14 protein-coding genes and 4 pseudogenes are annotated in these 14,658 nt (G+C 61.8%); 9 read left to right on the forward strand and 9 right to left on the reverse strand.

Features of this window, described 5'->3' with window-relative positions; all coding sequences use genetic code 11:
* The first annotated feature begins 38 nt into the window (after positions 1–38).
* From QFZ33_RS11965 to QFZ33_RS11985, 5 genes and pseudogenes are all read left to right on the forward strand, one after another.
* Entirely contained in the window at positions 39–1,238 is a 1,200-nt protein-coding gene (locus tag QFZ33_RS11965) for an acetyl-CoA C-acyltransferase (protein WP_307027718.1), read from the forward strand.
* Between the two features lie 6 nt (positions 1,239–1,244).
* On the forward strand, positions 1,245–2,111 hold the full coding sequence (locus QFZ33_RS11970; RefSeq protein ID WP_307027720.1) for a 3-hydroxybutyryl-CoA dehydrogenase: 867 nt from the start codon (positions 1,245–1,247) through the stop codon (positions 2,109–2,111).
* A gap of 355 nt (positions 2,112–2,466) precedes the next feature.
* Positions 2,467–2,679 (forward strand): annotated as a pseudogene (locus QFZ33_RS11975) (malate synthase A); the annotation flags it as partial.
* A gap of 95 nt (positions 2,680–2,774) precedes the next feature.
* Complete coding sequence (locus QFZ33_RS11980) at positions 2,775–3,407, forward strand: oxidoreductase (RefSeq protein WP_307027722.1); 633 nt, start codon at positions 2,775–2,777, stop codon at positions 3,405–3,407.
* 746 nt (positions 3,408–4,153) lie between these two features.
* Positions 4,154–4,579, forward strand: coding sequence for a hypothetical protein (locus QFZ33_RS11985; protein WP_307027724.1), 426 nt, complete (start codon positions 4,154–4,156; stop codon positions 4,577–4,579).
* A gap of 242 nt (positions 4,580–4,821) precedes the next feature.
* On the opposite strand, the gene QFZ33_RS11990 is transcribed toward QFZ33_RS11985, so the two are convergent.
* Entirely contained in the window at positions 4,822–6,075 is a 1,254-nt protein-coding gene (locus tag QFZ33_RS11990; RefSeq protein WP_307031782.1) for an MFS transporter, read from the reverse strand.
* A gap of 88 nt (positions 6,076–6,163) precedes the next feature.
* On the opposite strand from QFZ33_RS11990, the gene QFZ33_RS11995 reads away from it, so the two are divergent.
* Entirely contained in the window at positions 6,164–6,742 is a 579-nt protein-coding gene (locus QFZ33_RS11995) for a TetR/AcrR family transcriptional regulator (RefSeq protein WP_307027726.1), read from the forward strand.
* 57 nt (positions 6,743–6,799) lie between these two features.
* Here QFZ33_RS11995 and QFZ33_RS24080 read toward each other — a convergent pair.
* The 5 genes and pseudogenes from QFZ33_RS24080 to QFZ33_RS12015 form a co-directional block, all read right to left on the reverse strand.
* A pseudogene (locus tag QFZ33_RS24080) lies at positions 6,800–7,006 on the reverse strand (IS5/IS1182 family transposase); the annotation flags it as partial.
* Between the two features lie 15 nt (positions 7,007–7,021).
* Positions 7,022–7,533, reverse strand: a pseudogene (locus QFZ33_RS24085) (IS5/IS1182 family transposase); the annotation flags it as partial.
* Positions 7,534–7,814: 281 nt separating this feature from the next.
* Positions 7,815–8,006: pseudogene (locus QFZ33_RS12005) on the reverse strand (transposase); the annotation flags it as partial.
* A 173-nt stretch (positions 8,007–8,179) separates the two neighbouring features.
* A complete protein-coding gene (locus QFZ33_RS12010) occupies positions 8,180–8,473 on the reverse strand; it encodes an antibiotic biosynthesis monooxygenase family protein (RefSeq protein WP_307027728.1) in 294 nt (97 codons plus the stop codon).
* A 26-nt stretch (positions 8,474–8,499) separates the two neighbouring features.
* Complete coding sequence (locus QFZ33_RS12015) at positions 8,500–9,201, reverse strand: SDR family oxidoreductase (RefSeq protein WP_307027730.1); 702 nt, start codon at positions 9,199–9,201, stop codon at positions 8,500–8,502.
* 180 nt (positions 9,202–9,381) lie between these two features.
* Here QFZ33_RS12015 and QFZ33_RS12020 point away from each other — a divergent pair, with 180 nt between their 5' ends.
* The 3 genes from QFZ33_RS12020 (at position 9,382) to QFZ33_RS12030 (ending at position 11,703) form a co-directional block, all read left to right on the forward strand.
* Positions 9,382–9,915, forward strand: a complete 534-nt coding sequence (locus tag QFZ33_RS12020; protein WP_307031784.1) for a TetR/AcrR family transcriptional regulator — start codon at positions 9,382–9,384, stop codon at positions 9,913–9,915.
* Between the two features lie 207 nt (positions 9,916–10,122).
* Entirely contained in the window at positions 10,123–10,296 is a 174-nt protein-coding gene (locus QFZ33_RS12025) for a hypothetical protein (RefSeq protein WP_307027732.1), read from the forward strand.
* A gap of 1,089 nt (positions 10,297–11,385) precedes the next feature.
* A complete protein-coding gene (locus tag QFZ33_RS12030; protein WP_307027734.1) occupies positions 11,386–11,703 on the forward strand; it encodes a hypothetical protein in 318 nt (105 codons plus the stop codon).
* Positions 11,704–12,263: 560 nt separating this feature from the next.
* Here QFZ33_RS12030 and QFZ33_RS12035 read toward each other — a convergent pair.
* From QFZ33_RS12035 to QFZ33_RS12045, 3 genes are all read right to left on the reverse strand, one after another.
* Entirely contained in the window at positions 12,264–12,605 is a 342-nt protein-coding gene (locus tag QFZ33_RS12035) for a DUF202 domain-containing protein (RefSeq protein ID WP_373427268.1), read from the reverse strand.
* Between the two features lie 4 nt (positions 12,606–12,609).
* A complete protein-coding gene (locus QFZ33_RS12040) occupies positions 12,610–13,011 on the reverse strand; it encodes a YidH family protein (protein WP_307027738.1) in 402 nt (133 codons plus the stop codon).
* A gap of 301 nt (positions 13,012–13,312) precedes the next feature.
* Entirely contained in the window at positions 13,313–14,656 is a 1,344-nt protein-coding gene (locus QFZ33_RS12045) for an MFS transporter (protein WP_307027740.1), read from the reverse strand.
* Positions 14,657–14,658: the final 2 nt, after the last annotated feature.

Below are 14,658 nucleotides of genomic sequence, written 5' to 3' on the forward strand. Positions count from 1 at the left end.
CCTAGACATTAAAATTCATTCAGTTGATAAGGACGATTGTGACTAGAGAAGCTGTCATTGTTTCTACTGCCCGGACGCCGATCGGTAAGGCCTACCGTGGCGCGTTTAACGACACGACCCCGCAGCGGCTTGCCGCCCATGCCATCAGTGCCGCGGTTGAGCGTGCCGGTGTGGGGCCGGAAGAGGTTGAAGACGTTGTCCTCGGCTGTGCCATGCAAGAAGGGGCATCGGGGTTGAATATCGCCCGTCAGGCTGCCCTGCGGGCCTCGTTGCCGGTGACGGTGCCCGGAATGACCTTGGACCGGCAGTGCGCTTCTGGATTGATGGCGATCGCGACGGCGGCCAAGCAGATCGTTGTGGACGGCATGAACATTGCTGTGGGCGGCGGTGTCGAATCGATTTCTCTGGTGCAAAACGAACACGCCAACGGGTACCGGGCCCGGGATCCCTGGCTGGTGGAGAATCTGCCGGAGATCTATTTGCCGATGCTCCAGACCGCCGAGATCGTTGCTGAACGCTACGGGGTGTCGCGGGAAGCCCAGGATGCTTACGCGCTGCAGTCACAGCAGCGAACCGCCGCAGCGCAGCGGGCCGGTCTTTTCGATGCTGAAATTGTCCCCTTGACGACTACCAGGGTGGTTACCGACAAGATCACCGGCCTAACCAGCCGGGAGGAGATCACCCTCAGCAAGGATGAAGGCAACAGGCCCGAGACCGATCTGGCGTCGCTGGCCAGGCTACGGACGGTACTGGCTGACGGCCAGGTCACGGACGCAGCGTCGGTCACTGCCGGGAACGCTTCCCAGCTCTCCGATGGGGCCTCCGCCTGTGTGCTGATGGAGAGCGGACTTGCCCGGCAGCGGGGACTTGAGGTGCTCGGGACGTACCGGGGAATCGCGGTCGCCGGATGTGGGCCTGACGAGATGGGCATCGGCCCGGTATTCGCCATCCCGAAGCTGTTGGAGCAGCACAACCTCAAGATTGACGACATTGATCTGTGGGAGCTCAACGAGGCCTTCGCGTCCCAGGCGCTGTACTGCCGCGACATTCTCGGCATCGATCCAGACCGGTTCAACGTCAACGGCGGGTCCATTTCGATCGGCCACCCGTATGGGATGAGCGGATCCCGGATGGTCGGCCACGCCCTGCTCGAGGGCCGGCGCCGCGGCGCCCGGTTTGTCGTGGTCAGCATGTGTGTCGGTGGCGGCATGGGTGCTGCCGGACTGTTCGAGATCTGAACCACCATGAGTACGGAACAAGATTTCAAGAGGGTCGGAGTCATCGGTGGCGGCACCATGGGAGCGGGCATCGCCGAGGTCATCGCCCGCGCCGGGGACTCGGTGTTGATCCTCGAACGTGACACTGACGCAGCATCAGCTGCCCGGGCCCGCATCAAAAATTCTTTGTCCCGGGCGGTGAAGTCCGGTCGTCTCGACGAGGCAGGCGCGGCGGCGGCTTTGGGCAGAATCGATACAACCTTGGATATTGGGGACTTTGCCGATCGGCAACTGGTCATCGAAGCCGCCCCCGAAATTGAGGCCGTGAAGATCGACCTGTTCAAACAGCTGGACAAGGTCGTAGCGCCGAACACCGTCCTGGCCACCAACACTTCCTCCATCCCGGTCATCAGGATCGCGAAAGCGACGTCCCATCCCGAACGTGTGGTCGGTGTGCACTTCTTCAATCCTGTCCCTGTTCTTCCTCTCGTTGAGATCGTCGTTAGCCTGGCTACCGCCCCCCAGGTGGCAGATGAGATGGCCGACTACGCACAGAACCGACTGGGTAAGAAGACGATCCGCACAGGTGACAAAGCGGGGTTCGTGGTCAATGCGCTGTTGGTGCCCTATCTCATCAACGCCATCCGCATGTTCGAGTCCGGCTTCGCCGACAAAGAGGACATCGATGCTGGCATGATCCACGGATGCGGGCACCCCATGGGACCGCTGCGGCTCAGCGACACCATTGGTCTCGACGTTGTGCTCGCCGTCACCGAGTCCCTATACTCCGAATTCCGCGAACAACAGCACACCCCGCCACCACTGCTGCGTCGCATGGTCGAAGCCGGCCACCTCGGCAAAAAAACTGGACAAGGCTTCTACACCTACCCATGAATCCGCGACGGGCCGAATAGCTCATCACTCAGAAGGGCCGCCGCCGTGCGCTGTTCTGAATTCCGTGATGACGCCGCCAGCCTGTGACCCCATGCGCTGGCCCAGGCGGGTTCCGGGTCCTTCGCAGACTGAGCGTTTCGGCCCTAGCCCATTCTCCTCATCAAGCATGCCCTGCCGAACTAGCTGCGACGTCCCTGCGAAAACCCGAGAGTGGCCGTTGTGGGCCGATTGCCTGCCGGAGCTGTCAAGGATCCCCCGCGGCCTGAAATCGTGGTGATTCCCAATTTAAGAAGCCTTGCGGCTAAGCCCACAACATGGACGCAGCGCGCATTCGTGGACTTCAGTGGTGACTATCTTGCGACGAATCGACTTCACCACCCCCGAAGGCAAGGAATACGAACTCCGCCCCGCCGGGAACCTGCCCACCATCGTGGTCCGCCCCCGCGGCTGGCACCTGCCCGAGAAACACATGCTCATCGACGGCACCCCGATCGCCGGCGGCATCGTGAACTTCGGCCTGTACTTCTTCCACAACGCCCGCCGCCTCCTGGCCCAGGGCAAGGGCCCGAGGGCAAAGTCGGAAGCATTCCGGAAAACATGGGTCGTTGGTCAACTGTCACGTCCACACCCAGTGACATCTACGGTTTGGAACCCGCCGTTGAAATGACCGAAGAGCAAATTGCTGTTTCCGTTCAGTCCTGGGCTGAGGCCGCCAAACGAGCCGATGGTGCGGGCTTTGACATGATTCCAATCCACGCCGCCCATGGATACCTGATTCACCAGTTCCTTTCCCCGTTGTCGAACAAACGCACCGATCGGTATGGTGGCAGCTGGGAGAACCGCACCCGCTACTTGCGCGAAATCGTGCAGGCCGTCGCAGCAGTGTGGCCGGAAGACAAGGCGCTGGGCATCAGGTTCTCCGGTGAAGACTGGGTGGAGGATGGGTGGCGTACAGCGGACACCATCAAACTGGCGCAAGAGCTCTACTCCTATGGCGTGCACGCCTTTGACCTGTCCAGTGCGGGTCTCGGCCCTTACTATGGCCCGAACGGTTTCGGCTATCAGGTTCCACTGGCCCAGGCCGTCAAGCACTCGCTGCCTGACGATGCCTTTGTAACCGCTGTGGGTAAGATCACCGAAGCGAGCCAGGCCGAACAAATACTCGTAACCGGTCAGGCTGATGGGGTCTCCATCGCGCGGGCCGCCCTGGGCGATCCGCAGTGGCCAAACCGGGCAGCGCAAAAGCTTGGCGCCACCAAAGCGCACCCGGCACATTACTGGCAAGGACGCTGGTAGAACAGCCGGCTTAGTCGACCGTCCAACTCATTCGGGGTGGAGATGCCCATTCCTGATGCTGGCACTGTCGGTCAGGAGGGTGCGAGTGCAGCTGGAGGTGAGAGCCGTTCGTTGCCGGCTCCGACACGCGGGGCATTGAAGGTTTCGAGGTCGTCGACGCGCCCATCCAGGCGCCGCCGCCGGATCGGGCATGACCCTCGCGTCCTCGTCGTCCATGCTGAGCAGGTGATCGACCTCGTGCGCCCAGCCCGTCCGGGCCCGTCGGCCCATTTGGTGTTCACCCTCCGGCACCCGGCCGGGGGCTCGACCGGACGAAGACCGCACGGTGCCGTGCCGGACGTGCTCGCAATTTTCCTTTCGGTTCGGCCCGGTGCTCCGGATGGGCCCGCGGGCGTGGGCGAGGAACTGGAGGCCTCTCGTCCACGCATGGGACCGGGGAAGGCGGGTCATAGGGCCGCTGGTAGACGACCCTTGGCATCTTCAAGTGCCCACGACTGGTGCCTCCTATGAAATTGGACCATGTTCAATTCCAAAATCCGCAGGGCCACCGTCACGTACGCTGACCTGCATTTCATAGATGGGGCGCCGTCGACTTGGACTGCTCGATGCTGCCGATATCGTTCCCGACGAGCGTGGGCAAACAAACCCAGTAGGGTCTCACTGGTCTTACAGGCGCCACATATTCGGATCAATTGCTCGCTAACAACATTCGATACGTCAACAGAAAAGCATTTAGGAGTATTTTGATGACGTCCCCAAGTGAATTGGCATCGCCGGAAACCTTGGCTGATAGTGCCCTTCTCAAGGATCTCTATACCGACTGGTCGGAGATCATGGCGACCACGCCCGGCATGACAACCCGACTGCTGCGCAGCTTCGACGAATTGCACCAGACCTCCAGGGAACCCGAAGACGTAAGCTACAAGGAAGAGGCAGTGGGAGCGGTGGCAGGCATCTGGGCCCTGCCCAAGGATGCGGACACGTCACAGGTCCTGCTCTATACACATGGAGGCGGATTTGCGGTCGGTTCCGCCGCCAGCTACCGAAAAGTGGCAGGCCACGTGGCCAAGGCACTCGGCACGTGTAGTCTGGGTCCTTGGTGCACGCCGGCGGGGGAGAGGTTCCTCACGGCCAGTTCTTTAGCCCGGGACCTCAGCCGGGGTCTGACGTAGTCCCTCAAATGCACCATGGCGCTCAAGTAATTCTTCCGGTAGAGCTCTTTGGATCGATGGCTTGCGCTTGTCGGAAATGGTGAGTTCAACAGCGCATCAAGTGAGGCCTTCTCAATGGAGCAGCCAGAGGCGGGGGTACGTTGGTCAGCGCCAGGTTTCGGGGCGTTGCTGACTGCTGTGATGTCTGTGGCGCTGGGGGCGTGTGGGTGTGCCGTTGGCAGGGGCATGTGGACTGTCAGGACCTAATGAGCCGCCACGTCCCCAGCAGGGATAACAGCCGTACCGGCCGTTGGTTCCTTGCGTGGTATCAACGTCCCCACGAGGGCGGCGAGGCTGAGCAGGATGACCACCGTGCTGTAGGCGGTTGCTGTCATGCGGATGCCGAGCAGAGGCACTGCGATGCCGGCAGCAACAGCAGGCACGCTTGTCGCGAGGTAGCTGATCACGTAGAAGGTGGCCAATAGGTCCGCCCGCTGATCGGGTTTGGCCTGAGGGAGAACGTTTCGCATGGCCCCCTGGAAGCCGGCACCGAAACCTATTCCCGCGATAGCTGTTCCAGCAAAAAAGAGCCAGCCACTACCGATGTTCGTCCCCACCAAACTGACGGCAACGCCCACGGCCAAGGCAACCGTGCCGGTCCTCAGCACCGCTGCCGCATTAAACGAACGAAGCAAGAGAACGGCAATGCTGCCGGTCACCGTCAGTGCAAAGACGGTCCAGCCGCCCGTAAGCGCGGACGAGGAGCCTGTGACATCGGCCGCCAGTGAAGGGCCCAGCGAGAAGAAAAAGCCGCCCAGCGCCCACACTGCAATGAGCGCAGGAGCAGCCGCGAGCATGGGCGCCCTGGCTGCAGCGGGTACGTTCAGCCGTGGACGGAGCGAAGCGAGTGCCCCGACAGTCTTGCGCCCCCGAGGTGCCGAAAGGGCGGTTGCGATGACCAGTAGGACGAGCACGGCGAGCAGCACCATATAGATGAGGCGAAGGGGTGATGGCCCAAACTGGACCAAGGCCGCGGAACCAAGTGCTCCCGCCCCGAGTCCGGCAACGGGTGACACGCTGTTGATCACCGGTGCAAGACGACCGTTTAGGTCTGCCAGGCCAGCGCCAAGCGCGCCTGTTGCAGAGCCGGTCGCGAAGCCCTGCACTATCCGGGCGAGGATGAGTACCGCCACATCGTCGGCGACAAGAAAGATGACGATGGCGGCGACCTCAAGCAGCAGTGACGCCAGAATGACACTCCTGCGGCCCAGATAGTCGGAGAGCGATCCCACTGTCAACAGGGCGACCAGGAGGCTTACTGCATAGACCGCAAACACAACGGTCATGAGCGCAGGCGTTACGCCCCAATTGCTTTGGTAGAGCCGATACAACGGCGTGGGTGCGCTTGAGGCAGCCATGAAGGTCATCAGGCCGGTTGCGTAGACTGCAAAGGCAGTTGAGCTTCTTCCGTCGACAGCCGAATCCGTCAGGGAATCTGATAGGGGTATCCTCGCGATTTAAGCTCCTAAAGTAGAAATATTAGCTTTTAGGAGCATACCGGGCTCTTTGTCGTTAATGCAACATATTTGCTTTAGTATGGAAGGCGTGGCAACAGAGAATCGGACCCGGCCGGGCGGAAGAAGCGCCCGCATCCAACAGAACGTGCACCTCGCCGTAAATGAACTGCTCAACGAGGGCAGGAGGGAGGAACTGACAGTTCCTCTGATTGCTGCCCGTGCCGGCGTGACCCCGTCCACCATTTATCGTCGCTGGGGTGATATATCTATCCTCTTGTCTGACGTCGCCGCCCAGTATTTTGAAGTTGACGAGGTCCCTCCCGAGACGGGTGCCTATCAGACAGACCTCCGCGCCTGGGCGCATCAGTTCTTTGAGGAAATGTCCTCGCCTACAGGCGTGCAGTACATCAACGACGTCCTGGTGGGTAACCAAGGAGGAGGTAAGTCGGGCGCCTGCGCGGCGTACGCGAACGCCCAGATTCAGCAGATCCACGTGCGATGGCCCGGCACACAGAAACCGGCCCCGGGGGAAATCGTGAACCATGTCGTGGCCCCGATTTTGTACGCGATCGTGTTCGGCGGGAACTCTATGACTGACAAAGACGTAGACGCGCTGGTTGACCGCCTTCTGCAAGCCACCGCCAACCATACGGAGGCCGACACATAGAGGGGCCGTGACGAGTCATGCTCTTGGCCAGCGGCGCGAGTCAGAATCTGGATTCGATCACCGGTGAGCTACTTCGCGAGAGGTGCCGTAGGCCGAATCCGCCAGGATCTGAACACCGCTGCTGCCGGTGATTGCAGGGTCTTTCGTGATCAGCCGGACGCCTACGGCTCCGTCGCTGTTCTCCGGCCCGGCCGCTTTCGTCAGTTTCGCTGTGGTGATGAGCCCGGTGTCCGGCTCGATCACGATGTGGGCCTTGAATCCGTCCTGCTGGCGGGCCTGGGTCTTATGGGCGTGCCAGGTGTCCGGGTCAACGGTGGAGATCATCCGGTCCGGGGCGACGTTGCGGGCGATCCGCCACCGGCCGTCGGTCCCGTCGGAGTCCTCGGCCGGTTCCACGTCCTGCCCGGCGACGAGGGCCAGCAGCGCGTACGCGTCCGCGGCCTTACCCTCCACGGTTTCGGGATCGGCCGCGGCCAGGAGCGCCCGGGCGTCAGGGACCAGTGCCGAGATCAGCCCGTCTTTGGCGTCCTGGTCATCCCAGGCGGTGTCGGGTTTGCCTGTGCGGGTGTAGTAATACCCGGTAGCGCGGACGGGGACCAGTTCTTGCCCCCGGGGATTTCGCGGCCGAAGCGCCGGATGCCGGCGATCAGCTGGGTGACGGTGTCCTGCCTGACGACCGCGTCATCCAGCACGCTTGAATCCACCGCCCGCCGGCGTTTGCCCTGCAGGACCCCGGTCTCTGCCACGACCTCGGCGATCGCTTCCATGATCCGGTGAGAATCCCCGGACGCACCATTGATCTTGGCGATCGGTTCCTCCATCCGGACTTCCCGAAACGAGCATTAGCGTTCTTGCTGAATTAGTCGTTGGTTGGGCGCGTCGGCTGAACTGGTGTGGTTGGTGGTTAAGACTGGTCGTATGCAGGGACGCGAGGACACGCAACGCGGGTATTTGGACGTGGAGGCACTGGCCGGGGAGTTCTTGGCCCCGGGTAGTGTTTTCGCCTTTCTGGCCAAGCACAGGGGGCGGTTGTTTCCGGATTCCATGATGGAAGACCTGTTTCCCTCGCAGGGGCCAGACGCCGACGCCAATACGTCAGCGTGCTCGGGTGGAATGCCGTATCCGTCAGACCGTACCCGCACGCAGCCTCCACCGCAGATCGTAGGTCAACGCCTCGGCCGTTTCCCGGTCCGAGACCCTGCAACGCCTGCAGCACCAACACCGAACCGATGACCGGCGCCGGAACCGAAGGCCGCACCCGGCGTTGCAACGCCGGCATCTCTGCGCGTCCTTTCTCCTGGACGGCCCCGAAGACGAGCACCGGCAGCAGATATCGAAGAACTAACGTGCTGGCCAGACACCCTCGTTACCTCAGCGATGATAGTCCCAACGGGACTGAGATGTTCGGCAACCGTGAAATCAACGGGACTAAATCGTCTAGAACGTGTTGCGGACGCCGAAGTGCCGGGATACGGCCGGGCCGGTGACGATCTCCCGGAGCCGGGTCTGCCCCTCGGGTGTCTGCCGCCAGGCCTTGTAGGCATCCATGTCGGACTGGGTGGACCACCGGGTCATAACGGTCAAACGGCTCGGGTCCTGGCTGTCCTGCAGAACCTCCGTGCTTTCGTTGCCCGGGAATGCTGCGGTGTGCGGCAGGTCGTGCTCGAAGATGGCGTCGAGGGTGGAAGCGGCGGGGTCGACGGCGATTTCAAGCATGGAGATGAAGCTCATGATGTTGTCCTTCCGGATAAGGATGGCTAGTTGCCGCTGACCGCTGCGACCAGCGCGCCGATAGGTCCGGACAGGCCGGCTCGGACGCGGCGGGTGGTCTCGTCGGCGAGGACTTCGTCCTCACCTGCTTCCACACCGTCGAGGATCTCGCGCACAACATCTGCGGGATCGTTTGCGTCCTCACGGACCTGCTGCGACATCGGCGTGTCGGTGTACGAGAGATACGCCCCGACCACGTGGACGCCGGTTTGCGCGAGGTCCAGGCGCAGCGCGTTCGTTGCCGACCATAGTGCCGCCTTGGAAGTGCTGTACGCGTTCGCTATGGGCAGCCAACTCACCACGGATGCGATGTTCACGAGGGCCCCCTGGGCGGCCCGCAAGGCTGGAGCGAATGCCCGAGTGATGGCGATCGGACCGAAGAAGTTGGTCTCCATCTGCTGCCGGAGCTCATCTTCGGGGCCGTCCACGAGAGAGGACGCGCCATAGATGCCGGCGTTGTTGATCACGATCGCGACATCACCTGCGGCCGCTGCGGCCCTGCCAATCGAATCCTGGTCGGTCACATCCAGGGTGAGGGGGACCACACGTGCATCCTCCCAGGTTCGAGGGGTGCGTGCGGCTGCATACACCTTTGCCGCTCCCCTTTCCAGGGCTTGATGGACGAACTCGGACCCGAGTCCGCCGTTCGCGCCGGTGACTAGTATGACGGTGTCTTTGATGTTGACCACGTGTGCTCCTGGGCCTCGAGTGTGCTGGGATCGATCCGTATGGAATTACGATCGTAAGCTAACGGTAGATGAGAGTATGATCGTAATGCAAATGGGAAGTTGGCCGGGTCGCGTAGCCGGGGAAGGGAATTGATCGTGCGTTACGGGAGCGAGCACAAGTCGGCCACTCGTCAGCGAATTATGGAGAGTGCTGCCGTGAGGCTTAAGCGTGACGGGGTCAACGGGGCCGGTGTGTCAGCGCTGATGGCTGATGCAGGCCTGACCAACGGGGCGTTCTACGCCCACTTTGCGTCAAAGGACGATCTCGTCGCTGCGGTCATAGTCGAGCAGATGCGCGGCGAGAAGGACCGCTTCTCGCTCGATCCCGAGGATGACGCCGGCTTAGAGCGCGTCATCCGCGCGTACCTGTCGTCCCGGCATCGTGATGATCGCGGTCACGGATGTCCGTCTGCCGCGCTCGTCGAGGACATAGTCCGGGCTCCCGAAGCGACGAAGAATGCATACACGGAAGGCCTGACGGAGAGTCTGGAAGGGCTGGCTGCGCGGTTCTCCTCCGATGGTCCCGACGCTGCGCGGGTCCGGGCAATCGGGGTGTTCTCCGTGCTCGTAGGTGCATTACAAACTTCCCGTGCCTTGAGTGACCCCGCCCTTTCCGACGCCGTGCTCGAGCAAGGAGTCCAGAATGCACTCCGTCTCGCACGGCGCGATCGGTAGCAGCCCGCGCATCCGTTCGGGACGGGGCTTTCGGGATCCGCCTTGGGACCGGTGCCGTGAAGGATCATGATAGTTGCCGGAGTATCGTGAGCGTCATGGCCAGGCTATTTGCGTACGTACTTGAGCTATGACGGCTCCGGCTGCGCTTGAATGGATGGCCGGATCGGGTTTGAAGTGACGCGTCGGGTGGATAACGACGGCGGGGGCATGATTCATTCCGAAGTGCGGATGGGCGAGGCGGTACTGATGATAGCCAGCAGCGATCCGGGCTATGAGACGCCGAGGTTGACGGGGTGGTCCACCGGACAGGGTCTGTACCTCCTGGTGGATGACGTCGAGAGTTGCTACTCCGGGGCTGTAGCGCTGGGGGATTGGCGGTGATCCCCGGCTGAGGATGCGGAGTGGGGCTCACGCCCGGCCAGGATCTTGGATCCTGAAGGTAGGGAATGGAGTTTTGGCACGTATGAGCCTGGTGCCTAGCTGCTAGCGCGGGGAGCCGCGCGGGCGGAGAACAGATGGCCCAAAGCTGTGCCCGGGACGGTGTGCCCATTCGAGCCAGCGATCGGCCATTGCGACTATGCGAGAGTCTGAGACCGGACATTGGATGACGACAGCTACTTCTGCTCTCCGGGGGCTAAACGCCGATAACCGGCCTTGCGTCATTCTGACGGAAGCGCGCAACCTTCGGTCCAAGTACAGGTTCTCTCGCAGGGGGATCAGGTTGTCGGGTTGGGCCTTGAATGGCAACTGCTGAAAACTGTGCCGGCCTGGCCCTCCGCGGCCGGTGCACCGTGGAGCCAGCGCCCTCGTCATGCATGTTTCCGTTCTTGCATTCATGAATGTCTGAGGGAGGTGAACGTCATGACTCTCGCTGATCCGGGTCCGAGACATGCCCTGCGCGCCGGTTTTGGGCTGTCGCTGCTTCCGGACTCACGGCCATCCTGCCGGAACGTGACGGCAGCGCGCGGAATGACGGCGGCAGCAGCAGGAGCTGCGGCGCCAGCCCATCAACGGTGCCCAAGAACGGCAAAAAGAGGGTGTACACAATGTGCACACCTTGGGCTTCGGATTCGGTTGTATCGGCGGTGGACTGGTTCGGATTGGGGATGTTGTCGGGGGAGTGGCGGTTTTTCAAGGGCTGGCGCCCGGTTCGAGTCCCATCTCGGGCACGTGTTTTCCCTGTTCAGGGGCCTTTTAGCCTCTGAGTGTGGACAATTTGTGTTGTGAAGGGGCCCCTTCGGGGGCCTTTTTCATGGGTGGCCGCTGCTGTGGCCTGGTGGCTCCTTCGTTGCCCGGTCGGCGGTCTTGGTGCTGGTTACTTGTTCATGGGCGTGACTGGCTGGGGCAACATGACCTGAGAAAAATTCTGGTGGGATTTCTTTTCTTGGTTGTTGGGTGTTCACCAGGTTTCTCCCTATCGGTTCGTGGTTGCTGTTCTGCCTGTTCATGGTGGGTCTGGGGGAGTGCGACATGACTTGTGCCCAGCTGTTCGAGAATCACTTCTGCCGGACTCCCGACTGCTCTGACACCGGTTACCGCGCCCGGCTTGGAGCCGGCATCGCCGTATATGTGGCCCATCAAGGTCGCACCACCTTTCATCCTGCACCCTGTGTTTTGGGGCGTTACCTGTTCATGGCTACGTTCGGCGTCTACTGCATGACGCTGTACGGTCGTTGCGCGCCGTCTTTGAGCCGCTGCTGGCCGGCTGGTCTTTCATATTCGTTCATGGCCAACCTCCTGGATGACTACATGACGGAAGGTGAGGCGCCGAAGCGCCCTTGGCCGTAAGAAGGCATGCTGCTGCCCCTGTCGCGCTGTCGTTAGGGAACGCGCCATAGGTGTCAGGCTGTCATCTGCAAATTTCTTGGGTCAGTGTCAGAAATGGATGAAGCGAGCCTTGTTCTGACGCTTCTAGGGCCTCTTCCTGACGTCAGGTTGGGGTGTGCCCTAGTGACAACGTGGGCACATGCCGTCATGACATAGCCAGTTGGCGGCGCGAAAACACTACAGGCTCCTATGGGGCAGGATGCCCCCGCAATCGGCGTGGGCTGGTACGCGGTGAGTGGTCCCGTCGATGGTGAGATCGGCTTTCATTTGCCCGATGACGAGTGCGGTGTCTCCGGTTAGCACGATGTTTTCCACAAGGTGGTTGATGCGGTGAACGGCCTGGAAGCGGCAGTTCGGGCTCTTTCACGATCTCTTGGGGCCTGGTCCCTGATGGCCAGCCGTGGCCGGGTCTTTCGCGTCATGAACTGTCCCTTGCTCGGTTTCCGATTGTCCTTTTTGTGGGTTCCGACCTCTGTGCGAACAATGCTCTTTGCGTCAGTCCTGGAATTAGCCTGCTTGCATTAGTCGGCGGTTAGGACGATTCCGATGCCCAGGGCACCAAGCGTGACCGCGGCGAAAGCTGTGGAGGCAACGGCAGTAATATCGGCGTCAATTCGTTCCCGTGAGATGCCGTTACAACTAGATCGGTAGCGCTGGCGCTGGGTGAAGTAGATAGCTGCGGCAGCCGCAACCGCAACGCCAAGGAGTAGCAGGATGGGAAATCCGTGACGGGGAAGCCAGCGCAGAAAAATGGCGCTCACAGTGGCTAGGGCAATCATCGTTCTGCCCCAGGCAAGAGAGGTCCGTTCCGGCTGAAGCCCCGGGTCGCCGTGGGTCTCTGCAGGCCGCCTGCTGGGCGTCATGTGCTCAGCGCCAAAGGATGGAGACCAGAACAACGGCGGCGGCCAGCGCGCCTGCTCCTGGGAGCAAGGGAACAACGAGTGGCAGCGGCAGCGGCTTTCTGTTACGCATGCTGCGCTCCACCCGGACCCATCGCCATGCTGAGCCGGCGCTCAACAGCATCCCGAGTAGCAGTAGAGCCACGGCAAGGCCCTTACGGACTGGTTCCAAAAACATATCTGCGGTGTACGCCTCGATGGCTATGCCCCCAGCCAACAGGGCAAGAGAGGTACGAACCCACGCCAAAAACGTCCTCTCATTGGCCAGTGTGAAGCGAGGGTCAGGTTCAACATTCCCAGGTAGCAGGCGTTCCGCCATTTTCCCACGCGACGGCGCAAGACTACCGGGCACTTGCTGGAGATTGCTCATTGTCCTAGTTCCGTCCTTGCTCCATTCGGGTGCACCCGGCCGTTCCCGGTCGCGGCCATTTCAGCCCACACGGCCATAAGGAAATCGTTTAGCTGTGTTCCGTCCGGGTCCAACGCGGTGGTGAAAGTCTCTATAAGGCCTCCCGCTCGTCGGAAGGCACGCGGCGCCTCAGCGGTCCAATCCCAAGTGATGTCATAGCCGGGTTCAATTTCGTACTTATAGAGGTCTCGGCGCCGGCTGAGGCGCCCTCCGGACCTTGGGCGCGTTGACCGGAGGGGCCTTTGCCTTGGTGCGATGACGATTAGGAAATCGACGCCAGGTCGCGGTTCCGGCCTTCCCTGGTAAGGAGCACTGCGACGGCGGCGACCAGGAAAGTGGCGACCCATACCCACCCCAGGAGTCCCAGGTTGCCGCCGCCAAGGAGCACCAGCCCGGCTGCCAGCGCGGGAGTGAACCCTGCACCGAAGGTCGAGGCGCTTTGATAGGCAAGTGACGCGCCGGTATAGCGCACTTCGGTGGGGAAGAGTTCGGCGGTGAAGGCCCCGAACGGCCCGAAGATCAGTCCCTGCAATGCCTGGCCCAGTACCACTGCGATGGTGAAGTTGAGCGTGCTTCCGCTCTCAACCAGCCAGAGAATGGGAAATGCACAAACCCCTGCGGCAAGAATGCCGGTCAGCATCACAGGCTTCCGGCCATATCTGTCGCTGAGCCGGGCGCCGATCATGGTGGTGAGGACCATCCCCAGGGCTGCGAGTGCCTTGGAGTTGAGCACAGCCGTTTTGTCTGCCCCGGCCTCAACCGCGTAGGAAACAGCCCAGACGGTTACCATGCCTGCGATGGTGTAGACGCTGGTGCCCGCAATGATGCCCAGAATGAGGTTTTTTGGGTGTTTGGTCAGGACCTGGGCGAGGGGAATCTTTTTCTTGGAATCGGCTTTGGCTTCGAGCTGCTTGAAGAGCGGGGTTTCGCTGACCTTGAGCCTGATGACCAGTCCGATGGTCACCAGGACAATGCTGATCAGGAACGGGATCCGCCAGCCCCAGGTGAGGAACTGATCCTCCGGGAGCAGTGTGAAGAGACTGACGGCCAGGGTGGCGAGCAAGGCGCCGGCGGGGGCCCCCATGTTCGCGAAGCTTGCCGCGAATCCGCGTTTCTTGGCAGGCGCGTGCTCCAGCCCCATGAGCATCGCCCCGCCCCACTCCCCGCCGACAGCCAGGCCCTGGACCACACGCAGGCTAATCAACAGGATCGGCGCTAGGACGCCGATCTGGGCGGTGGTGGGCAGCAGCCCGATGACGGTAGTTGCCACGCCCATGGTGATCATGGAAATGACCAGGACGGTCTTGCGCCCCACCCGGTCACCGAAGTGGCCGAAGATGGCGCCTCCCAGAGGGCGGGCGATGTAGCCGGCGGCGAGCGTCCCGAAGGAGGCGAACACCGCAAGCCCGGGCCCCAGATCGGCAAAGAAAACATGGCCGAAGACGATGGCCGCGGCGGTGGCGTAAAGCAGGAAGTCGTAGTATTCAATGGCGCTGCCGATGAAGCTGGAGGCCAGGATCCGCCGCATGTGTGTGGTGTTCAGGCTGTCATTCAGGCGGTCACCGTCCTGATCAGTGGTGATGGTTTGGCTGGGTGTTGTCGTCATTG

Source organism: Arthrobacter globiformis (assembly GCF_030815865.1).
Lineage (GTDB): Bacteria > Actinomycetota > Actinomycetes > Actinomycetales > Micrococcaceae > Arthrobacter > Arthrobacter globiformis_B.